The following is a 25279-nucleotide window of genomic DNA, read 5'->3' as shown; positions in this document are numbered from 1 at the left end:
TCGCTCACACGCGCTGCCACAGCGCCGGGGTGCTCTCCGGCGCCCAGGCACCCTGCGCCTGGTGGGACTGCAGGCACTGGTAGCGCACGTTGCCGAACGTCACCGTCGCGCCGGTCTCGTACACCCGGCCCGTGGCCCACGCGTCCGCCGCCGTGTCCTGCGGCAGGGGCGCGTTGTTCTGGGCCGTGGCGGTCACCAGGGTCAGCCCGAAGTCGCTCAGCGTCGGGTTGATCGGCTGGAAGAACGTGGTGCCGCCGCTCGTGCAGTCGCCCGAGCCGCCGGAGGTCGTGCCCTGCGCCTGCGCGCCGGCCAGGTAGGGGCCGCCGGAGTCGCCGGGTTCGGCGCACACCGTGGTCCGGGTCAGGCCGTTGACGGTGCCCTCCTCGTAGGTGACGGTGGCGTTCTGCTCCTGGATCGTGCCGCAGTGCCAGCCGGTCGTCGAGCCGGAACGGCACACGGAGGCCCCCACCAGCGCCTCGACGGAACCGGCGACGTTCACCGTCGCTCCGCCTGCACCGCGCACCGTGGGGGTGACGGTCCAGCCGCTGGTGACCCCCACCCAGGACATGTCCTTGCCGGGGAAGGTGGAGGCCTGGAAGGTGCCCTGCTCCCCCCCGTTGGGGTCGGTGGTGTTGTCACCGGGCTTGCCGCAGTGGCCCGCCGAGGCGAAGCCGTTCTGCTCGCCCTTGGTGACGGAGAAGCCGATGGAGCAGCGGAATTCGTTGTTGATGTGGTAGGCGTCGCCGCCGACGATGTCCGCCAGCGGGCGGGGCCGTTCCTTCGACACCCGCACGGCCACCCGCTCGGCGGGCACGCCCGCGGCCTTGACCAGGGCGTTGCCGGCCTGACGGGTCGTGGCCTGGACGACGACGCGATTGGTGCGCACGTCGACGTACCGCACCGGCGTGGCCACGGCCTTCGCCCGCAGGGCGGCCTTGTCCAGCTTGTCCTTGACCGCCCGCAGGTCGCTCAGCGATGTCTTGACGACGACGGCCTTGGCACCCTGGGCGCGGATGGCGGAGGCGTCCAAGGAACGCGTGGTGGCGACCGTCAGCTGGGCCGCGGTCGTGCCGTTGACCCAGGCGCCGGCGAAGTGCGCGCCGAGGGCGTTGCGCAGCCGGCCCGCCCGGGTACCGGCCTCGGCCTCGTTCACCAGTCGCGTCGTGGCCTGAGCGGAGGTCAGTTTCAGGTCGCGCTGGAGTGCCTGCAGCATCGCCGCCGAGGGCCGGTCCGCTCCGAGCGTCTGCGCCGCGGACGGGACGGGACCGGGGGCGGGCGGCGGGGTGGCGCCCGCGGCGGGGTGGACCGCCGCCAGGGCGAGGGCGCCGGCCGCCACCAGGGCGGCGCGGCCGGTGCGCGCGGTGTGTCTGCCGACCATACGAAGGGCCTCCTTGGGCTCGGGCGAGGGGTATGAGACGTCGGATGTCGTGGAGCCAGGCTTTGCCGCGATGTCCGCGTCGCATGGCCCCGGCGCAGCTGTTTCCCGCGATGGGGGACGCAAGTGGGTCAAGTGCAGTAGGGCGCAGGGGCCTACCGCGCGACACCGGCCCGTGTCGCCTGGGCTGCGCCGGAACGCGTTCGAGCGCGCGCCGCCCGTAGGGGAAGCGGGCAGAGCTGGAGCTCCTCGGGCCGCCACGCCGACGCGGCGCGGTGTCCAGGGAGCGCAGCCGGCTGTCCTCCGTCTGGGCGCCGGTGCCGTGGACCAGGTCGATGGTGAGCACCGCGTTCGGCGCGGCACCCTGAGCCGGGCGGAGGGCGAAGGTCTGTGTTCGCCGGGTGGCCACGCGTAGGGTCCGGCAGGGGTGGGCAGATCCGGTGCGCACCCGGCAGATCCGGCAGCACAGGCAGGAGGCACCGTGAGCGATATCGAGGAACGGCCACCGGCGGCGGTGGCGTTCGACGCGCTGGGCGCGGATTACGAGAAGGCGTTCGCCGCCTCCCCGGCCCATCTCGCGTCGCTCGACTGGCTGCTCGGGCGTCTGGCGCCGGGCAGCCGCGTGCTGGACGTGGGCAGCGGCACCGGCCGGCCCACCGCTGCCGCGCTGGCCGGAGCGGGCCACGACGTGCTGGGCGTCGACGTCTCCCCCGTCATGGTGTCCCTCGCCTCCCGACAGGTCCCCGGCGCGCGTTTCCGCCACGCCGACATCCGCGAACTGCCGCTGGAGGACGCCGCGTTCGACGCTGTGTGCGTGTACTTCTCGCTGCTGCAGATGTCACGGCAGGAACAGACCGGCGTCGTCGGCAGGCTGGCGCGCGCACTGCGCCCCGGCGGCACCATGGTGCTCGCCACGGTCCCCGCGGACGTGGAGAACCTGCCGATCGACTTCATGGGGCAGCCGGTGCGTGCGACCAGCTTCGGCGCCGAGGACTTCGCCGCGCTCGCCCGTTCGGCGGGCCTGACCCTCCTGGCGCGCCACGGCCGGGAGTTCACCCCGGCGCACGCCTCGGCCACGCCGGAGCCGCATCTGTTCCTGTACTGCTCGAAGGCGGAGGGCTGACACCCGTCTGGTCGTACGGCCGCCGCGCTGGCGGCCGACTGCCGTCGCCCTCCCGGTGCCGTGCCCACGCGGACGCCCGCAGGTCGGCGTCGAGCAGGACGTCCGCCGCCGTGCACGCGAGGGCCTGCGCGGCGGCGGTCAGCACCGCGCGGGCCCGGGGCGAGGCGGCCGCCCGGGCGAACTCGGGGGTGTGGTCGGAGCCGTCCGCGTCCATGATCGCGACGAAGGGGTGGATGGCGGGGACCCGGGTGCTGACGTTGCCGATGTCCGACGAGCCCAGCTGGACGCCGGGGACGGGCGGCGTCAGCCTGATGCCGGCCCGCGAGACATGGGCGGCGAACCGCTCGGAGAGGACCTCGCTGTCCTGGAAGTGGTCGTAGCGGACCGTGACCCGCTCCACCTCCGCCCTGGTGCCCGTGGCCCGCGCGACCCCCTCGGCACACTCGCGCAACCGGCCGATCAGCGCGTCCAGTTCGGCGGTGGTGGCCGCGCGCAGCCCGAACCGTCCCTCGGCGTACTCGGGGACGATGTTGGTGGCGGTGCCGCCGTGCGTGACGATGCCCTGCACATGCGAGGCCGGCGGCAGGCGCCGCGCGAGCGCGTGCACCACGTTGAACAGTTCGATCAGCGCGGCCAGCGCGTCGATCCCCTCGGTCGGGTTGCCCGTGGGATGGGCCGCGCGCCCGTGGAAGCCGACCCGGTACTGCACCTGCGCCGTCAGTGGGGCGCGCACCCAGTCGTACACCCCCGGATGGAACATCAGCGCGGCGTCGACCTCGTCGAACACGCCGGCCTCCACCTCCCGGGCCTTGCCGCCGCCGCCCTCCTCGGCCGGAGTGCCGACGGCGAGCACGCTGCCGTGCGCGCCACCCAGCACCGTGTGCAGGGCGAGCGCGGCGCCCAGGCCTGCCGCGGCGATCAGGTTGTGGCCGCATGCGTGGCCGAGACCGGGCAGGGCGTCATACTCCAGGAGCAGGGCCACGGTCGGCCTGCCGTGGCCGGAGCGGGCGGTGAACGCGGTCGGCATGCCCGCCACCTCCCGCCGCACGGTCAGCCCGGCGCGCTCGAGCTCACCGGTGAGCAGTTCGGCGGCCCGGTGTTCGGCGAACGCGAACTCGGGCTCGGCGTGCAGGCGCAGGGCGACGTCCCACAAGGCGTCGGCCCGGCCGGCCACGTCGGCGCGCAGGGTGTCGTGGACGCCGTCCGGTGTCACAGTCACACGTCCTTTCGGGGGCCGGTGGTCGTGGCGGGACGGGTTCCAGGGTCCGCGGCCCTGACACCCTCGGAGTTTCACTCGCCGTGGCGGTGCAACACGGTGGGTACGGCCGCTCGGCGCGGCCGTCCGGCCGGCGGCCGGTGACCCGTGCGACCGGGAGGAACAATGGACCACTCGCGTGCCCCCGTCCTTGAGGCATTGCAGGAGTTCCGGCGCCGTGGCGACATCGCCTACGGCCCGCCGGGCCACAAACAGGGCCGGGGCGCGGATCCACGGGTGGTGGACGTCGTCGGGATGGACGTCTTCCGCTCCGACGTGCTCAGCCTCAACGGGCTGGACGACCGCCGTCAGTCGCAGGGCGTCATCGGCCAGGCGCAGGAACTCATGGCGGACGCGGTGGGCGCGACGGAGGCGTTCTTCTCCACCTGCGGCAGCTCCCTGTCGGTGAAGACCGCCATGCTCGCCGCCGCGGGCCCCGGCGAGAAGCTGCTGATCTCCCGCAACGCCCACAAGTCGGTGGTGGCGGCCGTCGTCGTCAACGGGGTCGAGCCGATCTGGGTGCACCCGAAGTTCGACACCGAGCGGCACGTGGCCCATCCGCCGGAGCCCGACGACGTACGCAGGAAGCTGCGCGAGCATCCGGACGCCAAGGGGATGCTGCTGATCACCCCGACCGACTGGGGTTCTTGCGCCGACATCGCGGGCGTGGCCCGGGTGTGCCACGAGTTCGACGTGCCGCTCATCGTGGACGAGGCGTGGGGCGCGCATCTGCCGTTTCATCCCGGGCTGCCCGCCTGGGGCATGAACGCCGAGGCCGATCTGGTCCTGACCAGCGTGCACAAGATGGGCGGGGCCATCGAGCAGAGTTCCGTTTTCCACCTGCAGTACGACCGGATCTCCGGTGAGGCGCTCAAGCAGCGCGAGGACCTGCTGGGCACCACCAGCGCCTCGACCCTGGTGTTCGCGACGCTGGACGGCTGGCGGCGCCAGATGGTGGAGCAGGGGCACGAGCTGCTGGACGCCGCGCTGCACCGCGCTCGGCGGATCCGGGAGGCGGCCGACGAACTGCCGGGGCTGCGGGTCATGGGCCAGGAGATCGTCGAGGAAGGGCTGGCCGCGGCCTTCGACCCGCTCAAGATCGTGATCGATGTGCGGGAGCTCGGCATCAGCGGCATGCAGGCCAACGAGTGGCTGCGCGCGAACCGGCACGTGGACATGGGCGGCTCCGACACCTGCCGGATCAGCGCCTCGATCACGCACGCCGACGACGACACCACCGAGCGGGTCCTGCTGGACGCGCTGCGGGCGCTGGTCGAGAAGGCCGACACCATCGAGCGGCAGCCGGCAGTGCGGCTGCCGGCACCGTCCACGCTGGAGCTGGAGCAGGCGATGCTGCCCCGCGAGGCGTTCTTCGCGCCCGTCGAGCACGTGCCCGCCGAACGGGCCGCGGGACGGATCAGCGCGGAGATGGTCAGCCCGTACCCGCCGGGTGTGCCGGTGATCGCGCCCGGTGAGGTCATCACCGACGAGGTGCTGGACTACCTGCGCAGCGGCGTGGAGCACGGGATGCTCATCCCGGACGCCGCCGACTCGACGGTGCAGACCCTGAGGGTGGTGGCCCGGCCGTGATCCGTGTCGGGGCCGGTGCCCCGGGTACTTGGAATCCGCTACGGGGCGCGACGACCGGGACGGCCCGGTCCGGCCCGCCCCGTCGCGCCGAAGGGAGTGGTGATGACGCAGCACGGTGACGACCCGGCCTCCGCCCGGCGCACGTCGAGCTCCGGCCTGCGGTTCGCGACGGTGCTGCCGCCCGAGGTCACGGGGACGCAGGAACTGCCGCGGGACCGTACCCAGGCCATCCTGGAGGCGACCAAGCAGGTGGGCGCGCTGCTCAAACAGCAGGGCCACCGGTTCGCACTCGCCGGCAGCGTCGCCGCGTACGCGCACGGCGCCGGCACCAATCTCCAGCACGACGCGGACTTCTGCGTCCGCGCCGACGACGCGGACTCGATCGCCGCCACCCTGCGCGAGGGCGGTCTGGAGGTGCTCGTCCCGCCGGAGGACTGGCTGCTGAAGACCGAGTGCTTCGGCCAGTCGATCGACATCATCTTCGAGCTGGCGCACCACCCCGTGACGACGGAGATGCTGGACCGGGCCGAGGAGATCCCGGTGGAGTCGGTCGTCATGCCGGTGCTGTCGGCGACGGACCTCGTCGCCAGCCTGGTCTCCGCGTTCTCCGAGCACTACTGCGACTTCGGCGCGGTCCTGCCCGTCGCCCGTGCCCTGCGCGAGAAGGTCGACTGGGAGCAGGTGCGGCGGGAGTGCGGTGAGGAGCCGATGCCCGCGGCGTTCCTCTTCCTCCTCGAACGCCTGAACGTGATCACCCCGCAGAAGGAGCTTCCATGAGCACCATGGACTACCGCGTCGCCCATCTGCGCGAGCGCCTCGCCGAGGGGACGCTGGCCGAGCTGGGCGTGCAGGTCGTCGTTCACGGCGAGTCGGTCCTGGTGACGGGAACCGTGCCGTCCGCGCACTGCCGCGACGAGGTCGGGCGCCTGGTGTCCGAGGCGCTGGGCGGCCTCACGGTCCACTGCGACCTCGTCGTCGCCGAGGCGTCGTCCCCCGACCAGGCGGAGGAGCTGGCATGATCCGCATCGCAGCCGTCGGAGACATTCACATGGGCCCCGACAGCCAGGGCGTGCTGCGGCCCGCTTTCGAGACCCTGCCCGACTGCGCCGACGTGCTGTTGCTGGCCGGTGACCTGACCCGGCACGGCACGCCGGAGGAGGCCCGCGTGGTGGCGCGGGAGATCGCCGGTCTGGGCGTCCCGGTGGTCGCCGTGCTCGGCAACCACGACCACCACGACGAACGGCCCGAAGAGGTCACGGCGATCCTGCAGGACGGCGGCGCGCGCGTCCTGGAGGGCGAGGAGACCGTGCTGGACTGCCCCGCCGGCCGCATCGGCGTGGCCGGCACCAAGGGGTTCGGCGGCGGCTTCGCCGGGCGCAACGCCGGGGAGTTCGGGGAACCGCTGATGAAGGAGTTCGTGCGCTACTCGCGCCGGTGCGCCGACGGACTGCGCGGGGCGCTGGAGCGGCTCGCCGGGCAGGACTGCGCCGTGCGGATCGCGCTCACCCACTTCTCCCCGGTACCGGACACGCTCGCCGGCGAACCGCTGGAGATCTACCCCTTCCTCGGCAGCTATCTGCTGGCCGAGGCGATCGACGAGACGGGCGCCGACCTGGCGGTGCACGGGCACGCGCACGCGGGCACCGAGCACGGGATGACGAGCGGCGGGGTGCGGGTGCGCAATGTCGCGCAGCCCGTGATCGGGCGGGCGTTCCACGTCTACCACCTGCAGGCGCCGGACCGGGTGCCGGCCGCCGCGGGGGCGGAGCCCGCGCGCTGACGACGGGTGGGCCGGTGGATCTGGACACCGTCGCCGACGAGCTGTACGTGCTGCGGCCGGAGGAGTTCACCGCCGCCCGCAACACCCGCGCGGCGGCGGCCCGCACGGCCGGTGACCGTGCGCTGGCCGACCGGATCGCCCGGCTGCGCCGCCCGAGCCTGTCGGCGTGGGCCGCCAATCTGCTGGTGCGCGAGCGGCCCGACGCCGTCGCTCCCCTGCTGGAACTCGGCGAGGGTCTGCGGCAGGCGCACCGCGAGCTGGACGGCGGGCAGTTGCGTGAGCTGACGCGCCGCCAGCACTCGCTCGTCGGGGCGCTGGCCCGGCAGGCGCGGCAGCTCACCGCCGACGCCGGGCATCCGATCGGTGACGGCGCCCAGCGCGAGGTGGAGGCCACCCTGCACGCCGTGCTCGCCGACCCGGACGCGGCACGCGAGTGGGCCACAGGTCACCTGGTCAAGGCGCTGGAGCAGCCGGTCGGTTTCCCCACCGCCGGCCCGGAGGCGGTACGCCGTGCGGCCACGGCCCCAGCTGGGACTGCGACTCCGACCACGGCACGGCCCACGGAGGGGGCCACGGCGAAACGCACGCCCGCGGCGGCCCGCCGGGACAGGGAGCGGGAGGCGGAGCGGCGCCGCCGGCTCGAGCGGGCGCGCGAGGAGGCCGAGGCCGCGCAGGGGGAACTGGGCGCGGCGGAGAAGGAGGCGACGGACATCGCCGCCCGGGCCGACGCCGCCGAACAACACGCGGAGGAACTGCGCGGCCGTGTGACCGAGCTGCGTGAGCTCCTGAAGCAGGCCGAGCAGGAGCAGCGTGAGGCGCACACCGGCGCACGCGAGGCCCGTGAGCAGGCCCGGTCCGCGGACCGCCGCCTGCGGGACGCGCGGCGCCACGCGATGACGGCGGCGACGAAACTCGCGGACCTGGGGGGCGCGGACGAGACCTGACCCACGAGGACAGGGTGGGGCCGGTCGTGTCCATGTCTTGCCGCCGGGCGCCCCATGGGATTCAATTCCCTCACCTCCCACAGGAGAACGCCCGTCCACACCCAGCGAAGGGGTTCTTCTTGACCGCGCTCCGCATCACCGCCCTGACCGCGGCGGCCTGCGCCACCGTGCTGGCCGTCGCCGTGCCGTCCTCGGCGATCAACTCCTACAACGCCACGCCCGCGCCCGAACGCACCGAGGTCGGCGCGCTCGTGGCCACCTGGGACGACGACGGCGACCCGAGCACCCCGGACCGGGTGGACTGGGTCTGCTCCGGCACGATGATCGACGCCGACACCTTCCTCACCGCGGCGCACTGCACCACCGACTGGCCGGACGACGTGCGCTTCTACGTCTCCCTCGACCAGGACGTGCAGTCCGGTCTGGACGCCGCCGCGCAGAAGTATCCCGGCGACCCTGCGGCCCGGGCCCGTGCCGTCGGCGTCGAGGGCACGGCCCACACCCACCCCGGCTACCCGGGGCCCTCGGCGGACCCGCACGACATCGCCGTGATCCAGCTGCCGGCGGCGAAGGTCGCCGCTCGCTGGAAGTTCACCCCGGCCACCCTGCCCACCGCGAACCAGCTGGACGCGCTGGGCCCAAAGGGGCTGGAAGCGGCCGACTGGCTCGTCGCCGGGTACGGCACCCAGGAGGCCGTCAACGGGCCCGGCGGCCAGACCCATCCGGGCGGCGGCGTCCGGATGAAGGCGCCGGTTTCGTTCGACGCGCTCAACAAGGCATGGGTGCGGCTCGCGATGACGGCGCCGCAGGGCAACGGCGGTGCCTGTTACGGCGATTCCGGCGGCCCCAACTTCGCCGTCCTGGGCGGCAAGCGGGTGCTGACGTCGACGACCATCACCGGTGACACCCCGTGCTACGCCACGAACGTCACCTACCGGCTGGACACTCCGGGCGCCCGGGCCTTCCTGGCGCCCTTCGTGCAGCTGCCTTGAGCAAGCGGCCGGGCGCCGTGGGGCGCCCGGCCGCAGGTCACCTTTGTGTCCGCGTCACGGGGTGACGGGGATGTTCGTCAGCCCCTTTCCGCCGGTGACCGCGTTGCTGCCGTAGACCGTGGTCCGGCAGCCCGAGCCGCTGTTCGTGACGTCGATGGCCAGCCGGTTCGGGCCGCTCGCGCCGGTCAGATCGGACCGGTTGCCGCGGAAGACGGTCCCGCAGCCCCAGCCGGGCTGCTGGGTGTGGGTCTGATAGCCGTCGTCGGTGGTGTGCCGGCCGGTGTTGTTCTCCACCCGGACGCCGTTGCCCTTCACGTCGACCCAGGAGTCGTCGTAGTGGGCGCCGGTGAGCCCGCTGCCGTCGAAGGTGTTGCCAGCGATGCGGGCGCCGGTGGTGCCCTCCTTGATGTCGATGTTCTCGCCGCCGACGCCGGGGCCGATGGTGTTGTCCACGATCTGCACACGGTCGCTGTGGTCGGAGAGGGTGTTGGCGGTGCCCACGTAGACGCCCTCGCCCATACCGCTGCCGTCGGTGCCGGTGTCGTATATCCGGGAGCCGCGGACGACTCCGTCGCTGCTGGAGTTGCGGAAGTGGACTCCTTCCATGGCGAGGCCGTGCACGGCCACTCCGTCGATCAGGACGCCCTGGGCCGCGTCGATCACGATGCCCTTCTGCCCGCCGGTCACGGTCAGTCCCGAAACGGTCCAGTAGGAGGCGCCGTTCAGGTGCAGACCGTATCCGCCGCCGGCTTTCAGTACGGCCCTGGCGGAGCCGGTGAGCGTGATGCGGGCGGACGCCGACGCGGCCTTCGTGGCCTTGAAGTTGCCGGTGTAGGTGCCGTCGGCGAGGTGGATGGTGGCGCCGGGCGCGGCGCCGGTCAGCGCCGCCTTGAGCTGGGCCGCGGTGGTCACCTCGATCACCTGGGCGCCGGCTTCGGCGGGCGGGGCGAGCAGGAGAGCGCCGGTGAGCGCGGCCGCGGCGAGCAAGGGGGTGAGCAGCGGTCGCGGACGGGGTCGCATGAGCTGCCCGCCCGTCAGCCGATGTGGTAGCTGTCGCCGTAGACCTTCCAGTCCAGAGGCGGGTCGAGGTCGAGGTTGCCCCGGCGCAGGAAAACCCGTTGGGCGGTGTCGACGCGGCTGGTGTCGCTGTGGGCCTCCTCCTGCTTCATGGCCCACACGCGCGCGTCGAGGAACGCGTCCAGGTAACGCACTTCGTCGCCGCCCTGCGCGGGCGGCTTGGCCTGGCGCAGGGCCCGCTTGCGGATGCCGGAGAAGCTGGTGGGGTCGTCGCCGTCGCCGTGCATGACGATGGCGTCGTAGTAGCAGAACTGGCCGAGGGTGCGCAGCCCGTCGCTCTTGCCCCGGCGGACGGCCGGGTCGAAGTAGACGCGGTCGCGTTCGTCGTTCTGCGCCTGCTGGAAGGCGCTGTCGGAGGCGGCCTTGCGCCAGTCGCGGGGGAAGTCGGGGTCCAGGCCCGCGTGCGAGTCGCTGCCGTTGACGCGGCGCAGGGTCGGCAGGTAGCGCGCGAGGACGTTGCCGGGCTTGCGGTCGGTGTAGAGCTGGACGAGGTCGAGCATGTCACCGGTGCCGGAGCAGAAGCCGATGATGCCGGCGGTGTAGCCGCGGCCGTCGCCGATGTCCTCGATGTACTTGTACTGCGCCTTCCAGTCGAGCGAGGAGTTCTCCGCGCTCGAGACGAGCTTCATGGCGATCTCCTTCTTCGCCGGGTCGTCGAGCCCGGTGGCGGCCGGGGCCGCCGTGGCCCGGGAGATGCCGAAGAAGGATGCCGCGCCCAGGGCGCCGGTCATGGCGAGAAGGGTACGCCGACGCAGGCCGGACTCCGGGTGGGAATGCGTCACGGGGGCTCCAAGTGAAGGTGGGGGGTGGAGAGTTGAACCGTGGTGCCACTGACAGGAAGGTTTACTATCAGATCGCGTCGACCGTAACCCGGGGGCGGTGAAATTCGTGCGATCGAACAAAGCCGCGGTGCCGCACGGGCGCTGAGCCGACGAGTCGTCAAGGCTTCAGGGGTCCGGTGCTACAGGGCCTCAGGGCTGGGGACTCCAGAGCTTCGTGGCTCCAGGGCTTCAGAGCTTCGGTGTCTCGACGGGCGCGGGTGCCGCCACCTTGGCGACCGCCGCGGCCAGTTGCTGCTGCACCGGATCGGCCAGAGGCTCGCCGTGTACGGCGCCCACCAGGTCCCTGGCCAGGTGGTGGAGCTTGGTGTTGGTGTTCTGGGAGGCCGTGACCAGCGCCGTCCAGGCGTCCTCGGCGCTGAGTCCGAAGGAGGCCATGAGGATACCTCGGGCCAGGTCGATCACCGGCCGGGTCTGCATCGCCCGGCGCAGCTGCACGACCTCGACACGGAGGTCCTCGAGGGCGTCGTCGTCCTGCGACACGGACTCCCCCGCATCGTCGTCCGTGACGAACAGGGTGAGGGTGCCGGTCAGTTCCATCAGCCGCAGGACCGTGGGTGCGGCGCCGCCGAGGACGAGCATCTTTCCCTCGTCGAGGGCGCGGCGCCGGTGGGTCAGCAGTACGTTGAGTGCCGAGCAGTCGCAGAAGTCGACACCGGACAGGTCCAGTTCGACGTCTCCGGCGGACAGGGTCACGGCCGCGCGCAGCGCGCGGTCCAGCGCGTCGTCGGCGTCGAGGTCGAGTTCACCGCGCACCGTGACCCGTACCGACTCGCCCTCGGGGCGCACGTCGATGAGCGGCAGGCGCCGGGGGCGCACGGGCGGCTCGCCCGTCGTGACCGTACGCCCGGGAGCGTCCCCGACGGAGGACCCCTCCTCGTACGCAGGCTCCGGCATGACCGCCTCCCCCGGTCAGCAATGACCGTCTTCCGCTCCAGGCTCCCCCGAGCACAGCAACACGTCAACCTATACATGAAAACTTGTTCAGGTCTTTGTATACACGAAGGGGAGGCCGTAGAATCGCCCCATGGAGGGAGTGCCTGAGCCGCATACCGGGTGGACGTTCCTGACCAATCACGCCCGGGTCCTGGCGGCCATCGCAGACAATCACAGCGCGCGCATCCGCGACATAGCCGCGCACTGCCGGCTGACCGAGCGGGCCGTCCAGAAGATCATTGCCGATCTGGAACAGGACGGCTACCTCTCGCACACCCGAGAAGGGCGCGGCAACGTCTACGACATCGATCCCTCCAAGGTGTTGCGACACCCCGCCGAGGCCGGGCTGACGGTTGCCTCGCTCCTCTCGCTGCTGGTGCAGGACGAGGCGGACCGGTCCCGGTTGCCCGCTGCGGCGCAGAAGACGGGGAGCGACTGACCTTCGCCGCGCCCCCGCCCGCCGCACGCGCGCGCGGCGCCCCTCCAATGCACTGCCACCTCGTGCCGGTCCGTCCCGGATGTGTCAGGGTCGTGCCTGGCTGGAGGGAGAGTGCGCGGGATGGCCGACACGCCCCACGGCGGCCACGGCAGGCCGCCGACACGTGCGCAGAGCTGGGCCGCGTTCCGGGACTCGCCGTTGCTGCCGGCGACCGTGCTGGCGCTGATCCTCGCGGCCGCCGCCGGGCTGTTCGCGGGCTCCTACACGTACTCGATGGCCAACCCCACCCCGCACTCCATCCCTTCGGCCGTAGTCGGCTCCTACCAGCAGGCCCGGGGCCGGGCCTTCCTGGACGGCATGGAGAAGGCCCTGAACGCCTCGGTGAAGGTGCACACCTACGGCACCGTCACCCAGGCCCGGCAGGCGCTCGACGAGCAGAAGGTGTTCGCGGTCTTCGACGGGCGCGGCGACGGGCGCAGCGTGATGCTGGATGTCTCCGGTGCCTCGGGCGCCTCCGTGGCGCAGGTGCTGTCCGAGACCGCGCCGGTGGTGGGGCGTAAGACGGGGGTGGCCGTCACCGTGCGGGACATCAAGCCGCTGCAGGAGGGTGATCCGCGGGGGCTGGCCATCTTCTACATCTCTCTGGCGGCCGTGATCATCGGTTTCGTCGGAGCGATCCAGCTGAGCGTGCACGCGCGGGCGCTCACCCCGGTGGAGCGGATCGCGTTCACCATCGGCTACGCGCTGCTCGGCGGCTTCGCGATCGCCGCCGTCGTGGACTGGCTGCTCGACGCCGTCAATCTGCCGTTCCTGGAGTCGTGGCTGATCCTGGCGCTGACGATGTTCGCGTCCGGCATGGTCTTCACGATGTTCAACACACTGATCGGGCGCTGGGCCATGCTGCCGACGTGGGGACTGATGGTGCTGCTGGGCAACCCCTCGTCCGGCGGCGCGGTCTCCTGGCCGCTGCTGCCCTCCCCGCTCGGCGTGATCGGCCGCTGGCTGCCGCCCGGCGCCTCGGTGAGCGCCCAGCACACGGCCGTGTACTTCGCCGGGCACCAGCACGCGTTCCCGTTCCTGGTGCTGGCCGGGTGGGCGCTGCTGTCGTGCGCGGTGTTCTGGACCTGGCGGCACCGGCATCCCGGCAGCCGCGAACGCCTGCCCGCCCATGCGTCGTGACGAGAGGCGCGCGCATGGCCCCGTCCACCGCCGGGAACCCGGCGGTCACTGCCTGTCAACCCATTGGAGAGTTGCCATGAGTGTGCTGCGCCTTGTCGGCCGTCCCCTGCTCGCGTCCATGTTCGTCTCCGGCGGCGTGAACTCCCTACGCTCCCCCGAGAAGGTCGCTCCCGCCGCGGAGCCCGTCGTCGGCCCGATCAGGGAACGGGTGCCGCTGCTGCCCGAGCGCACCGAGCACGCCGTACGGCTCAGTGGCGCGGTGCAGGTGGTGGGCGGGCTCATGCTGGCCACCGGGCGCATGCCCCGGCTGGCGGCGCTGGCCCTCGCCGGGACGCTGGTGCCGACCACGCTGGCCGGACACCGCTTCTGGGAGGCGGACGACTCCGGGCAGCGGGCGCAGCAGCGCATCCACTTCCTGAAGAACCTGTCCATGCTGGGCGGGCTGCTCATCGCGGCCGACGACACCGGCAGCGCCCCGTCGCTGCTGTGGCGCGGCCGGCACGGCGCCCGCGACCTGAGCCGCGAGGCCCATCTGGTGCGCCGCACCGCTCGGACGACCGCCCGTCCGGCGGCGGCCGCGGGCGCCTTGCGCGCCAAGGTGCGCTGACGCCCTCTCGGCGACGGCACATCAGCAGCGCCGCCGAACGACCCGCCCGGCGAACTCCACGGACCGCGCGAACACCTCCTCCCCCTGGGCGTCCTGCGCGCCGGTCCACGGGTGATCGGCGCCGGGTACGGCGCGGAAGGCGACGTCGGCACCGGCCGCGCGCAGGGCCGCGGTGAGGTCCCGTGACCGGGTGACGGGGACGATCGTGTCGTCGGCGCCGTGCAGGAGCAGCAACGCAGGCGCCTCCCCGCTGACGAACATGGCGCTGCTGCTCGCGGACGCCCGCCGCTGGTTCGAGGACGCGCTCTTCGCCGGCATGCGCGCTGCCGGCGAACAGCCGGTGACCAGCGCCCAGGGCCTGGTTTTCGCCAGCCTCGACCCGGAGGGCACCACGGTGTCGACATCGCGCGGCGGATCGGGGTGACCCGGCAGACCGCCCACCAGGCCGTCCACGGTCTGGTCGCGCTGGGGCTGCTGGAGCAGGTGCCCGACCCCGCCTCGGCCCGCACCCGGCTGATCCGCATCACCCCGGAGGGCGAGCGGGTGCACGCCCGTGCCCAGGCCGTCCTCGCCCGCGTCGAGGAGGTGCCGGCCGAGCGGATCGGGGCCGGACCGGCCGCGGCGCCGCGCGCAGCACTCAGCCTGCCGCGGGGCGAACCGCCGCTCGTGCGCGCGCCCTGGACGACCACTTCTGCGGACAGCGAAGTCCGAGCCGGAAACGGCGGGCCCACGGCTAGCCTCCGGGCATGGTGGATCACCGCACGACCGTCGTGAACGGCATCCGGCTCGCCTACGAGGTGTCCGGACCGCAGGAGGGACGAGCCGCCGTTCTGCTGCACGCGCTCGGCGAGGACGCCCGCAGCTGGCGCGCGGTGGCGCGGGCGCTTGCCGTCGAGCGGCGGGTGTACGCCCTGGATCTGCGCGGACACGGCCGCAGTGCGTGGCCGGGAACGTACACGCTGGAGCTGATGGCGTCCGACGTGCTCGGTTTCCTCGACGCTCTCGGGCTCGGCGCGGTGGACCTGGTCGGGCACTCGCTGGGCGGGGTGGTCGCCCAACTGCTGGCGCAGGAGCGTCCGCACCGGGTGGCACGGCTGGTACTGGAGGACGTGCCCGCCCCACGCCGCCGCACACCGACTGAGCCGGTGCGCCCGGACGGGGAGCTGCACTTCGACTGGAACGTGGTGACGGCCGTGCGGCCGCAGCTCGACACGCCCGATCCGGCCTGGCTGGACCGGCTGGCCGGGATCACCGCCCCGACGCTCGTCGTGGCCGGCGGGCCGGCCAGCCATGTCCCGCAGGACGGCGTGGCGGAGCTGGCCCGCCGCATCCCGGACGCCCGGGTGATCACGATCCCGGTCGGCCACATGGTCCACGACGAGGCACCCGACGCCTTCACCCGGGCCGTCATGGAATTCCTCTCGGCGTCCTGACCGCCCGGCCGAGCGGTACGGCGGCCCCGGCCCGAGCCCCGGCCTCGCCCGAGCCGCCCCCACCCGAGCCCCTCCCGGGGTCCCGGCCCCTCAGCCCAGCGCTACGGTCACCTCGTCCGCGCCCGTCGCGTTCGCGCCGCCCGCCACCCGCACGGTGAAGGGGCGGTCGGTGCCGTGCGCGGTGACGCACAGCCGGTCGCCGTCGCGCCGCAGCGTGAACGTGGCCGCCGGGGTGCCGGTCGGATCGGGCACGGTGACCTCGGCCCGGTACGCGGGGTCGGCGGTGGGGTGGACGAGGAGGGTCGGCGTGTCCAGCCAGTCGCCGTCGGGCCGGCTGTCGTCCGAGGCCAGCGGCAGCACGGCGCCCTCGCGGACGTACAGGGGCAGGCTGTCGAAGCCGTGCCGCTCGGTGCGCCAGGCGGGGCCGGTGACCCGCTCGCCGGTGAGCAGGTGGGTCCAGGTGCCCGCGGGCAGATAGACCTCGGCCTCGCCGTCCTCGGTGAAGACCGGGGCGACCAGCAGATCGGGGCCCAGCATGTACTGGCGGTCCAGCGGGCGGCACGCCGGGTCGTGCGGGAACTCCAGGACCATGGGGCGCATCACCGGCACGCCGGTGCGGTGCGCCTCGGCGGCGGCGCCGAACAGGTACGGCATGAGGCGGTGCTTGAGCAGAGTGAAGCGCCGGGCCACCTCCACCGCTTCCTCGCCGAACCGCCACGGCACCCGGTAGGAGTCCGAGCCGTGCAGCCGGCTGTGCGAGGAGAGCAGGCCGAAGGCGAGCCAGCGCTTGAAGACGGCCGGGTCCGGGGTGCCCTCGAAGCCGCCGATGTCGTGGCTCCAGAAGCCGAAGCCGCTCAGCGACAGGGACAGTCCGCCGCGCAGCGACTCCGCCATGGCCTCGAAGGAGGCCCAGCAGTCACCGCCCCAGTGCACCGGGTACTGCTGGCCGCCGGCGGTCGCGGAGCGGGCGAAGAGCACGGCCTCACCCTGGCCGCGCTCCTTCTCCAGCAGTTCGAAGACGGTCCGGTTGTACAGGTGCGTGTAGTAGTTGTGCATGCGCTCCGGGTCGGAGCCGTCGTGCCAGACGACGTCGGTGGGGATGCGCTCGCCGAAGTCGGTCTTGAAGCAGTCCACGCCCTGGTCGAGCAGCGCCTTGAGCTCGCCCTGGAACCAGGCCCGGGCGTCGGGGCTGGTGAAGTCGACCAGACCCATGCCGGCCTGCCACAGGTCCCACTGCCACACGTCGCCGTTCGGGCGGCGCACCAGGTGGCCCAGCCGGGCAGCCTCCTCGAACAGCGGGGACTTCTGCGCGATGTAGGGGTTGATCCAGGCGCTGACCTTCAGGCCCTTGGCCTTCAGCCGGGCCAGCATGCCCTCCGGGTCGGGGAAGACCTCGGGGTCCCACTCGAAGTCGCACCACTGGTACTCGCGCATCCAGAAGCAGTCGAAGTGGAAGACCGACAGCGGGATGCCGCGCTCGGCCATGCCGTCGACGAAGGACATCACGGTCGCCTCGTCGTAGTCGGTGGTGAAGGACGTGGTCAGCCACAGCCCGAAGGACCACGCGGGCGGCAGGGCCGGGCGGCCGGTCAGGGCGGTGTAGCGGGTCAGGACGTCCTTGGGCGTGGGGCCGGCGACGACGTAGTACTCGATCGTCTGGTCCTGCACGCTGAACTGCACCTGCCCCACCGACTCGGAGCCGACCTCGAAGGAGACCGCGCCGGGGTGGTTGACGAAGACGCCGTAGCCGCGGGAGGACAGGTAGAACGGGATGTTCTTGTACGCCTGCTCGCTGCTGGTTCCGCCGTCGGCCTGCCAGATGTCGACGACCTGGCCGTTCTTGACATACGGCGTGAAGCGCTCGCCGAGTCCGTAGATCTGCTCGCCGACGCCGAGCGCGAGCTGGGCGAGGACGTGGTGGGCGCCGTCGTCGGTGGTGGCGAACGCGGTGCCCTTGCGGCCGGCCCGGGTCAGCTCCCGACCGTCGGCGTCGTGGAAGCTCAGCGTCCAGGGGGCGGCCCGGTCCAGGCGCAGGGTGAGCGGGCCGCTGGTCAGCTCGGTGAGTGTGCCGTCGTCGCGCACCTCGCCCGCGCCGCCGGGGTCGGCGGCGAGGGCGAAGTGGGGGCCCGGGTCGCGCTTGCCCGCGTGGTGGGTGACGCGCACACCGATGACGCCTTCGGCAGGTGAGAAGCAGTCGACCGTGAGGAGCGGCGCGTTGAGCGTGTCCCCTCTGCGCGTCACCTTCTGCACGGCGGCAGAGGCGGTGAAGCGCTTCGATTCGGCGCGTACGTCGCGCACCTCGGTGGCGTACGCGATGCGGACGCCGTCACGGATGCGCCAGAAGCCGTTGGTGAACTTCATGGTCTTCCTCGCAAGGAGAGGCGGAGGTCGAAAGGGCCCGCGCTGAGCGTCGCCCAAGGGTTCGGATCGTACATAAAACAAGGCGGTAGCGGGGATCTCCGTGCGGACGGTGAGCGATCGACCACGGAAGAGGTCTGGCGCCGGAGCCAGGATTGCCGTATTAGTCATCGCAGAAAACAAACTCGTCCGGCAAGGTGGCCGGGCGGACGACAGCAAGGTCCACCCTATGTCGAAGCGCTTCAACAACACGCTCGCCGCGGCGTTGGTGCTGCTCGCCGGTACGGCCCTGACCGGATGCGGCCAGCAGCGCGACAGCAGTGTCTACACCGTCCTGAACTCCTCGACCGACGAGTCGTACCACCGCTGGGACGCCCAGGCGATGGCCCGCTGCAGCGAGCGGCTGGGGGTCACGATCAGGCAGCAGAGCGTCCCGGCCGCGCAGGTGATGACCAAGGCCCTGCGCATGGCGTCCTCGAAGTCGCTGCCGGACATCGTGCAGTTCGACGCGTCCGAGATGCCGACCTTCGCGGAGGCAGGCGGTCTGACCGACCTGCGCACGCTCGGGCTGAGCACCGACGGCGTCCCGCAGGGCATCGTGAACTTCGGGTCGTACCGGGGCACGTACTACGGCGCGGCCCGCTCGGTGAACACGCTCGCGCTGTTCTACAACAAGGACCTCCTCGCCGAGGCCGGTCTGAAGGTGCCCGCCACCTGGGACGAGCTGCGTGCGACGGCGAAGAGGCTCACCGCCGGCAAGCGCTACGGCATAGCCCTCAGCGCGGGCGGCGCGGAGGACGGCGTCTTCCAGTTCACGCCGTTCATGTGGTCCAACGGCGGTGACGAGACCCGGCTCGACGGGCCGCGGGTCGTGCAGGCCCTGGACTTCTGGAAGGCCCTGCTGAAGGACGGCTCGCTGTCGAAGTCGACGGTCGGCTGGACGCAGGCGGACGTCAACGACCAGTTCATGGCGGGCAACGCCGCGATGATGATCAACGGACCGTGGCAGGTCGAGACGCTCAACACCAAGAAGTCGCTGCACTGGGGCATCGCGCAGATTCCGGTGCCGAAGGCCGGTGACGAGTCGGTGGGCCCGCTCGGCGGCGCGGTGCTGACCGTGCCGGACACCGGGGACGCGGCCCGGGAGAAGACGGCCGGGCGCGTCGTCGCCTGCCTGTCGAGCGAGCAGGAGCAGCTCACCTACGCCCTCAACAGCTGGATGGTCCCCGCCGACGCCAAGGCCGCCGCCGTGTGGCGCACACGCGTCCCGGAGCTCGACGCGCTCGCCGACCAGGTGGCCCAGGCCCGCTCGCGGACCGCCAAGCTCGGCGCCGGCTGGTCGGGCGTGTCGCTCGCCCTGCAGAGCGCCTTCCAGTCCGCCCTGACCGGGCAGTCCAGCGAGTCCGCCCTGAAGCGCGCCCAGCAGCGGGCCACGAGCGGGAACTGAGGTACGCGACCCATGACCACGTCCACCGTCACCGCCCCGGCGCCCTCCGCGGCCCGTCCGAAGGCCGCCGCGCCAGGTCCGCGCGGGCTGCGGCGCCGGCTCGCGCAGTGGGGGTTCGTCGCCCCCGCCGTCGTCTTCATGCTGCTCTTCTTCGGCTACCCGCTCGTGCGCAACGTCGTGATGAGCTTCCAGCACTACACGCCAAAGACGTTCTTCACCGGCGAGGCGCCCTTCAACGGCGTCGACAACTGGTCGCACGTCTTCAAGGACGCCCTGTTCGGCAAGGCGCTGTGGCACACACTCGTCTTCACGGCCGGCTCGCTGCTCGGGCAGTTCTGCATCGGCCTCGCCCTCGCGGTGTTCTTCAACCGGCGCTTTCCGCTGGGCGGTGCACTGCGGTCCTTGATCCTGTTGCCGTGGCTGGTGCCCATGGTGGTGTCCGGCATCGTGTGGCGGCGCATCCTGGACCAGGACACGGGTGTGTTGAACACCTTCTTCGACACGATCGGGCTCGGCGGCCACACTCCATGGTTGACCAGTCCGCACATGGCCCTGCTGTCGGTCATTGTCGTCAACATCTGGATCGGCATCCCCTTCAACATGGTCATTCTGTACGGCGGTCTGCAGGAGATCCCCAGGGAGATGTACGAGGCCGCCTCTCTTGACGGCGCGTCGGCATGGCGGACGTTCCGGTCCATCACCCTGCCGATGCTGAGGCCCGTCATCACCGTCGTCCTGGTGCTGGGATTCATGTCGACGGTCAAGATCCTCGACCTGATCCTCGCCCTGACCGACGGCGGTCCAGCCAACGCGACGCAGACCCTGGGCACGCTCACCTACCAGAACTCCTTCGTCCAGCTGGACTTCGGTGCGGGCGCGGTGGTCGGCAACGTGCTGATCCTGATCTCCGCGGTGTTCGCGGTGTTCTACCTGCGGGCCAACCGCACCGAGGGGAAGTGACGAGGACGATGGCCACCGAAACCGCCGCGCAACCGCGCACCGCGAAGCGCCACTGGGGTTCCACCGTCGTGGGCGTGCTGGTGCTGTGCGTGATGCTGTTCCCGCTGTACTGGATGCTCGACACCGCGCTCCAGCCGAAGGCCGGGCTGCTGGAGGTCGATCCGGTGCCGCACAGCCTGGACCTGTCCGGATTCTCCAAGGCGCTCGGCGACCAGGGCGGGCATCTGCTGACGTCGCTGGTGGTGTCGCTGGGCGCCGTCGTGATCTGCCTGGCGATCGCCGCGCCGGCCGCCTACGGGCTCGCGCAGTTCCGGCTGCGCGGCAGCCGCGGCATCGTGTTCGGCACGCTGATCACCCAGATGGTGCCGGGCATCGTCATCGCCAACGCCCTGTACAACACCTACGTCGATCTGGGCCTGGTCAACTCCTACGCCGGCCTGATGCTGGCGGACGCCTCGCTCGGCATCCCCTTCTCCATCGTGCTGATGCGCTCGTTCATGGTGTCCATCCCCGGCGAGGTGGTCGAGGCCGCGCAGATGGACGGGGCCGGCCGGCTGCGGACGTTCGTCCAGGTGGTGCTGCCGATGAGCCGCAACGCGCTGATCACCTCGGGGCTGTTCGCGTTCCTGTTCTCCTGGAGCGACTTCATGTTCGCGCTCACGCTGAACACCACCGACGACGTCAAGCCGGTCACCCTCGGCATCTACCAGTACATCGGCGCGCACGTCGGCGACTGGGGCTCGGTGATGGCCGCCTCGGTGCTGTCCGCGATCCCCGCCGCGATCCTGCTCGTCCTCGCCCAGAAGTACATCGCCGCCGGGATCACCGGCGGTTCCGTCAAGTGACCGTGGAGGCCGCCCACATGACCGACTTCCCCCGCTTCCCGCCCGGCTTCGTCCTCGGCGCCGCGACCGCCTCGTACCAGATCGAGGGCGCGGTCCGCGAGGACGGCCGCTCCCCCTCCATCTGGGACACCTACAGCCACACTCCCGGCATGGTCACGAACGGCGACACCGGCGACGTCGCCTGCGACCACTACCACCGCTACGCCGAGGACGTGGCGCTGCTGCGCGACCTGGGCGTGGACTCCTACCGCTTCTCGATCGCCTGGCCGCGGATCGTGCCGGACGGCTCGGGCCCGGTGAACCCCAAGGGCCTGGACTTCTACGACCGGCTGGTCGACGAGCTGCTCGCGGCCGGGATCGAGCCCGCGGCCACCCTCTACCACTGGGACCTGCCGCAGGCCCTGGAGGACCGGGGCGGCTGGCGGGTGCGGGCGACTGCGGAGCACTTCGCCGCGTACACGGCCGCCGTCGCCGAGCGCCTCGGCGACCGGGTGCCGCGCTGGATCACCCTCAACGAGCCGTGGTGCAGCGCCTTCCTCGGTTACGCGGTCGGCCGTCACGCGCCCGGCGCCAGGGAGGGCCGCGGCGCGCTGGCCGCCGCCCACCATCTGCTGGTCGGCCACGGGCTCGCCGTACAGGCGCTGCGGGCGGCCTGGGTGCGCGAGGTGGGCATCACGCTCAACCTGGACCGCAACCTGCCGGCCTCCCCCGGCTCCCCCGCGGACCGGGCGGCGGTACTGCGCGCCGACACCCAGCACAACCTGGTGTGGACGGAGCCGCTGTTCGCGGGCCGCTACCCGGCGAGCGAGGAGGAGACCTGGGGCGAGCTGATCACCGGTCAGGACTTCCGGCAGGACGGCGACCTGGAGCTGATCGGGCAGCCGCTGGACTTCCTCGGCGTCAACTACTACCGGCCGATCGTGGTCGCCGACGCCCCGTACCGGGAAGCCGACCCGGCCCGGCGCGTGGCGACGGACAACCGGTACGCGGAGGTGCGTCTGGAAGGTGTGAGGCACACGGCGATGGACTGGCCCGTCGCACCCGGCACCTTCACCGACCTGCTGGTGGACCTCAAGGAGCGCTACGGCGCGGCGCTGCCGCCGGTGCACATCACCGAGAACGGCTCCGCCGAGCACGACGAGGCCGACGCCGACGGCACGGTGCACGACACGGACCGGGTGGCCTATCTGCGCGACCACCTCGGCGCACTGCGGGCCGCGATCGACGCGGGCGTGGACGTGCGCGGGTACTACGTGTGGTCCCTGCTGGACAACTTCGAGTGGGCGCACGGCTACGGCAAGCGGTTCGGCATCGTGCGGGTCGACTACGAGACACTGCGGCGCACGCCGAAGGACAGCTACCGGTGGTACCGGGAGTTCATCGCCGCGCAGCGGGACTGAACCGACGGCGTGCGGGGGCCCGGCCTTCACGCGTCCAGCAGGTCACGCATGCGGGCGGCGGCGTCGACGGCTGCCGTACCGCAGCAGTTGTTGAACAGCACGTGGAGCCGGGCGGTGCCGTCGGCCAGGGCCCGCAGCCGCGGCACCCACTCCTTCAGTTCCGCGTCCGTGTAGGCGTGGCGGAAGCGGTCCTCCTTGCTGCCCGTTCCCCAGGCGGGGCTGCGGCCGTGGAAACGGACGACGGACAGCTCCGGCGAGGTGACCGGGATGACGGGCGGAACGGAGGCCGGCAGCCCCTGGCACATGTCGACGCCGACCGCGGCGAACCCGTGGCCGCGCAGCAAGGCCCGCGTCTCGTCGTACCGTTCGCCGCTCCACCACTGCGGGTGGCGGAACTCCACGGCGACGGGCCAGCCCGCGGTGCGTGCGGCGCAGTCGGCGAGGACCTCCTCGGCCCGGGGGCCGGGCTTCAGCCAGGGCGGGAACTGGAAGAGCAGCGTGCCCAGCCGCCCGGTCTCGCGCAGCGGTGCGAGCGCGTCGGTGAAGCGGGACCACACCGCGTCCAGCACCGCGGGGTCCCGGCTGTCCGCGGGCAGGCCGTCCGGCAGGGAGGCGGGGCGGGTGGGGTGCCCGGTCAGCAGGGAGAAGGCCTTGACGTCGAAGACGAACCCGTCGGGCGTACGCTCCGCCCACAGGCGGCTGTTGCGTGCGGAGGGCAGGGCGTAGTAGGTCGCGTCGACCTCGACGACGGGGAACTGCTCGGCGTAGTACCGCAGCCGCCCCTCGGGATCCCGTCGCCCGGCCGGGTACCAGCCGCTGCCGACGAGCGCCCGATCGGTCCATGAGCACGTCCCCACGAGAATCTCACCCATGGCGGCCGGTTACCCCGACACGGGCTGCACATGGGGCGATTGGGGGCCTGGGCGCGGCTGAGGGCGGGGGCCCCTGATCAGGGCCCCGCCCTCGGTCGACGCAGCCGGCGGACCGTCAGAAGCGCGGTGCCGGTGCCTGTTCCTCCACCAGGCGGGCCGCCTCCTCCTCCGTTTCGACCGACGGTGGGGAGCCGTCGAGGGGGCGGCGGGCCGTTTCCTTCATGCAGGCCACGGCGACGACGCCGACGAGGGCGGCGGCCATGGCGTAGTACGCGGGCATCAGCTCGCTGCCGGTGGCCGAGATCAGGGCCGTGATCACGAGCGGGGTCGTCCCGCCGAAGAGGGAGGCGGAGAGGTTGTAGCCGATGGACAGCGAGCCGTAGCGCACCTGGGTGGGGAACAGCGCGGGCAGCGCGGCGGACATCGTGCCGAGCAGGCACACCAGGGACAGGCCGAGCATCAGCATGCCCGCCGAGACCGCGCCCAGGCTGCCCTGGCCGACCAGCAGGAACGCGGGCACGGACAGCAGCAGGAAGCCGAGCATGCCGGCCATCAGCAGCGGCTTGCGGCCCACCCGGTCGGACAGCCGGCCGACCTGGTTGATGAGCAGCATCAGCACCACCATGGTGCCGATGAGGACGAGCAGGCCGTGCGCCTCGGAGTAACCCATCTCGTCCGACAGGTAGGTCGGCATGTACGACAGCAGCATGTAGTCGGCGATGTTGTACGCGCCGACCAGGCAGACGCACAGGATCAGCGTCCGCCAGTGCTCCCGGAAGATCTTCGCCAGGTCGCCGCGCGCGCTCGTCTCCACCCCGGACGCCGCCTCTGACGCCCGGTGCACGGCGTCGTCCTCCAGCTTGCGGAAGGCGGGCGTCTCGTCCAGCCGCAGCCGCAGATAGAGACCGACGAGCCCGATGGGGCCGGCGACCAGGAACGGCACCCGCCAGCCCCAGTCCTGCATGCCGGTGTCGCCGAGCCACGCCGTCAGCGCGGTCACCAGGCCGGCCGCGCCGACGTATCCGGCGAGGGTGCCGAGCTCCAGGAAGCTGCCGAAGAAACCGCGCCGCCGGTCGGGCGCGTACTCGGCGATGAAGGTGGACGCGCCGCCGTACTCCCCGCCCGTGGAGAAGCCCTGCACCAGGCGGAAGAGGATCAGCAGGCCCGGCGCCCAGAAGCCGATCAGGGCGTAGGAGGGGATCAGCCCGATCGCGAAGGTGCCGACCGCCATCATGATCATGGTCAGGGCGAGCACCTTCTTGCGCCCGATCCGGTCGCCCAGCGGGCCGAACACCATGCCGCCGAGCGGTCGTACGAGGAAGGACACCGCGAAGGTGGCGAACGACGACAGCAGCTGGACCGTGTCGTTCCCGGACGGGAAGAAGACATGCCCGAGGGTGACCGCGAGATAGCTGTAGATGCCGAAGTCGAACCATTCCATGGCGTTGCCGAGGGAGGCCGCCTTCACCGCGCGCTGCACGGCCTGCTCGTCGGTCACCGTGATGTCGGTGCGGCGCAGCGGCGGGTTGCGGCGCCGCCTCGCCGCGCGGAACAGTGCGCGGTGTCGGCGTTCGGCCTCCGGATCGGCGGCTTCCTCGAAGGTGTCGGACACGCCGGGCACCATGGGGACTCCTTTCCTGCGGACTCCTGCGGGCCGCTGGGACTTGTGCGGACCTGGACCCCCGGATTCCTGCGGACTCCTGGACTCCTGGACTCCTCTGGGCGGGTACAACCGCAAGATCGCCTGCTCACTCGTGGCAGACGCAAACCGGGTGGGGGCGGCAGAGGGATGTTCGTCACTCCACCGGTCCGCGGACGACGCGCCGCC

At 72.1% G+C, this 25279-nt stretch carries 26 protein-coding genes; 17 read left to right on the top strand and 9 right to left on the bottom strand.

Annotation, left to right across the window (positions count from 1 at the left end; all coding sequences use genetic code 11):
• Positions 1-4: 4 nt before the first annotated feature.
• A complete protein-coding gene (locus tag ACF1GV_RS29455) occupies positions 5-1378 on the bottom strand; it encodes an alpha-lytic protease prodomain-containing protein (RefSeq protein ID WP_391686319.1) in 1374 nt (457 codons plus the stop codon).
• 478 nt (positions 1379-1856) lie between these two features.
• On the opposite strand from ACF1GV_RS29455, the gene ACF1GV_RS29450 reads away from it, so the two are divergent.
• Positions 1857-2498, top strand: coding sequence for a class I SAM-dependent methyltransferase (locus tag ACF1GV_RS29450; RefSeq protein WP_391686316.1), 642 nt, complete (start codon positions 1857-1859; stop codon positions 2496-2498).
• On the opposite strand, the gene ACF1GV_RS29445 is transcribed toward ACF1GV_RS29450, so the two are convergent.
• A complete protein-coding gene (locus tag ACF1GV_RS29445; protein ID WP_391686313.1) occupies positions 2428-3717 on the bottom strand; it encodes an amidohydrolase in 1290 nt (429 codons plus the stop codon). The two genes, ACF1GV_RS29450 and ACF1GV_RS29445, sit on opposite strands and share 71 nt — an antisense overlap.
• A 162-nt stretch (positions 3718-3879) precedes the next feature.
• On the opposite strand from ACF1GV_RS29445, the gene ACF1GV_RS29440 reads away from it, so the two are divergent.
• From ACF1GV_RS29440 to ACF1GV_RS29415, 6 genes are all read left to right on the top strand, one after another.
• Positions 3880-5343, top strand: coding sequence for an aminotransferase class I/II-fold pyridoxal phosphate-dependent enzyme (locus tag ACF1GV_RS29440; RefSeq protein WP_391686310.1), 1464 nt, complete (start codon positions 3880-3882; stop codon positions 5341-5343).
• 102 nt (positions 5344-5445) lie between these two features.
• A complete protein-coding gene (locus ACF1GV_RS29435) occupies positions 5446-6120 on the top strand; it encodes a hypothetical protein (RefSeq protein WP_391686307.1) in 675 nt (224 codons plus the stop codon).
• Positions 6117-6362, top strand: coding sequence for a BON domain-containing protein (locus ACF1GV_RS29430; RefSeq protein ID WP_363268434.1), 246 nt, complete (start codon positions 6117-6119; stop codon positions 6360-6362). Before ACF1GV_RS29435 ends, ACF1GV_RS29430 begins: the two co-directional genes overlap by 4 nt.
• Positions 6359-7123 carry a metallophosphoesterase gene (locus tag ACF1GV_RS29425; protein WP_391686304.1) on the top strand — a complete coding sequence of 255 codons (765 nt, stop codon included), beginning with the start codon at positions 6359-6361 and terminating at the stop codon, positions 7121-7123. Before ACF1GV_RS29430 ends, ACF1GV_RS29425 begins: the two co-directional genes overlap by 4 nt.
• Before the next feature lie 14 nt (positions 7124-7137).
• Positions 7138-8067, top strand: coding sequence for a hypothetical protein (locus ACF1GV_RS29420; RefSeq protein ID WP_391686301.1), 930 nt, complete (start codon positions 7138-7140; stop codon positions 8065-8067).
• A 119-nt stretch (positions 8068-8186) separates the two neighbouring features.
• Positions 8187-9059 (top strand): trypsin-like serine protease, encoded by an 873-nt coding sequence (locus ACF1GV_RS29415; RefSeq protein ID WP_391686298.1) that lies wholly within the window; start codon positions 8187-8189, stop codon positions 9057-9059.
• A 54-nt stretch (positions 9060-9113) separates the two neighbouring features.
• On the opposite strand, the gene ACF1GV_RS29410 is transcribed toward ACF1GV_RS29415, so the two are convergent.
• The 3 genes from ACF1GV_RS29410 to ACF1GV_RS29400 all read right to left on the bottom strand — a co-directional run bounded on the left by ACF1GV_RS29410 (position 9114) and on the right by ACF1GV_RS29400 (position 11872).
• Positions 9114-10079 carry a right-handed parallel beta-helix repeat-containing protein gene (locus ACF1GV_RS29410; RefSeq protein WP_391686295.1) on the bottom strand — a complete coding sequence of 322 codons (966 nt, stop codon included), beginning with the start codon at positions 10077-10079 and terminating at the stop codon, positions 9114-9116.
• Between the two features lie 14 nt (positions 10080-10093).
• Positions 10094-10867 carry a chitosanase gene (locus tag ACF1GV_RS29405; RefSeq protein ID WP_391686293.1) on the bottom strand — a complete coding sequence of 258 codons (774 nt, stop codon included), beginning with the start codon at positions 10865-10867 and terminating at the stop codon, positions 10094-10096.
• Between the two features lie 279 nt (positions 10868-11146).
• Complete coding sequence (locus ACF1GV_RS29400) at positions 11147-11872, bottom strand: ANTAR domain-containing protein (protein WP_391686290.1); 726 nt, start codon at positions 11870-11872, stop codon at positions 11147-11149.
• A 130-nt stretch (positions 11873-12002) separates the two neighbouring features.
• Between ACF1GV_RS29400 and ACF1GV_RS29395 the strand changes: the two genes are divergently transcribed.
• The 3 genes from ACF1GV_RS29395 to ACF1GV_RS29385 all read left to right on the top strand — a co-directional run bounded on the left by ACF1GV_RS29395 (position 12003) and on the right by ACF1GV_RS29385 (position 14136).
• A complete protein-coding gene (locus ACF1GV_RS29395; protein WP_363268425.1) occupies positions 12003-12350 on the top strand; it encodes a helix-turn-helix domain-containing protein in 348 nt (115 codons plus the stop codon).
• Between the two features lie 120 nt (positions 12351-12470).
• Positions 12471-13529: an ABC transporter permease gene (locus ACF1GV_RS29390; RefSeq protein ID WP_391686287.1), complete on the top strand. Its 1059-nt coding sequence runs from the start codon at positions 12471-12473 to the stop codon at positions 13527-13529.
• Between the two features lie 76 nt (positions 13530-13605).
• Positions 13606-14136 (top strand): DoxX family protein, encoded by a 531-nt coding sequence (locus ACF1GV_RS29385; protein ID WP_391686285.1) that lies wholly within the window; start codon positions 13606-13608, stop codon positions 14134-14136.
• Positions 14137-14157: 21 nt separating this feature from the next.
• Here ACF1GV_RS29385 and ACF1GV_RS29380 read toward each other — a convergent pair whose 3' ends face one another.
• A complete protein-coding gene (locus tag ACF1GV_RS29380) occupies positions 14158-14397 on the bottom strand; it encodes a prolyl oligopeptidase family serine peptidase (RefSeq protein WP_391686282.1) in 240 nt (79 codons plus the stop codon).
• On the opposite strand from ACF1GV_RS29380, the gene ACF1GV_RS29375 reads away from it, so the two are divergent.
• From ACF1GV_RS29375 to ACF1GV_RS29365, 3 genes are read left to right on the top strand one after another with little or no spacing between them, the layout of a single operon-like run.
• Positions 14396-14560, top strand: a complete 165-nt coding sequence (locus ACF1GV_RS29375) for a hypothetical protein (RefSeq protein ID WP_391686279.1) — start codon at positions 14396-14398, stop codon at positions 14558-14560. The genes ACF1GV_RS29380 and ACF1GV_RS29375 overlap by 2 nt on opposite strands.
• Entirely contained in the window at positions 14557-14910 is a 354-nt protein-coding gene (locus ACF1GV_RS29370; RefSeq protein WP_391686277.1) for a hypothetical protein, read from the top strand. The genes ACF1GV_RS29375 and ACF1GV_RS29370 overlap by 4 nt, the downstream gene beginning before the upstream one ends.
• Complete coding sequence (locus tag ACF1GV_RS29365) at positions 14883-15569, top strand: alpha/beta fold hydrolase (RefSeq protein WP_391686274.1); 687 nt, start codon at positions 14883-14885, stop codon at positions 15567-15569. The genes ACF1GV_RS29370 and ACF1GV_RS29365 overlap by 28 nt, the downstream gene beginning before the upstream one ends.
• Positions 15570-15659: 90 nt before the next feature.
• Here ACF1GV_RS29365 and yicI read toward each other — a convergent pair whose 3' ends face one another.
• Entirely contained in the window at positions 15660-17930 is a 2271-nt protein-coding gene (yicI, locus tag ACF1GV_RS29360; RefSeq protein WP_391686271.1) for an alpha-xylosidase, read from the bottom strand.
• Between the two features lie 226 nt (positions 17931-18156).
• Between yicI and ACF1GV_RS29355 the strand changes: the two genes are divergently transcribed.
• The 4 genes from ACF1GV_RS29355 to ACF1GV_RS29340 are packed head-to-tail and all read left to right on the top strand — an operon-like array spanning position 18157 to position 22579.
• Positions 18157-19374 (top strand): ABC transporter substrate-binding protein, encoded by a 1218-nt coding sequence (locus ACF1GV_RS29355; protein ID WP_391686268.1) that lies wholly within the window; start codon positions 18157-18159, stop codon positions 19372-19374.
• A 12-nt stretch (positions 19375-19386) separates the two neighbouring features.
• Positions 19387-20334: a carbohydrate ABC transporter permease gene (locus ACF1GV_RS29350; RefSeq protein ID WP_391686265.1), complete on the top strand. Its 948-nt coding sequence runs from the start codon at positions 19387-19389 to the stop codon at positions 20332-20334.
• A gap of 8 nt (positions 20335-20342) precedes the next feature.
• Positions 20343-21179 carry a carbohydrate ABC transporter permease gene (locus tag ACF1GV_RS29345; RefSeq protein WP_391686262.1) on the top strand — a complete coding sequence of 279 codons (837 nt, stop codon included), beginning with the start codon at positions 20343-20345 and terminating at the stop codon, positions 21177-21179.
• Positions 21180-21196: 17 nt separating this feature from the next.
• Positions 21197-22579: a GH1 family beta-glucosidase gene (locus tag ACF1GV_RS29340; RefSeq protein WP_391686259.1), complete on the top strand. Its 1383-nt coding sequence runs from the start codon at positions 21197-21199 to the stop codon at positions 22577-22579.
• A 26-nt stretch (positions 22580-22605) separates the two neighbouring features.
• Here the strand turns inward: ACF1GV_RS29340 and ACF1GV_RS29335 are convergent, their stop codons facing one another.
• Entirely contained in the window at positions 22606-23451 is an 846-nt protein-coding gene (locus ACF1GV_RS29335) for a DUF72 domain-containing protein (RefSeq protein WP_391686256.1), read from the bottom strand.
• Positions 23452-23566: 115 nt separating this feature from the next.
• Positions 23567-25075 (bottom strand): glycine betaine/L-proline transporter ProP, encoded by a 1509-nt coding sequence (gene proP, locus ACF1GV_RS29330; protein WP_391686254.1) that lies wholly within the window; start codon positions 25073-25075, stop codon positions 23567-23569.
• Positions 25076-25279: the final 204 nt, after the last annotated feature.

This window comes from Streptomyces sp. NPDC014006 (genome assembly GCF_043088925.1).
Classification (GTDB): domain Bacteria; phylum Actinomycetota; class Actinomycetes; order Streptomycetales; family Streptomycetaceae; genus Streptomyces.
Note: the sequence above shows the minus strand (reverse complement) of the source record. Positions and strands in the feature narration are given on the sequence as shown.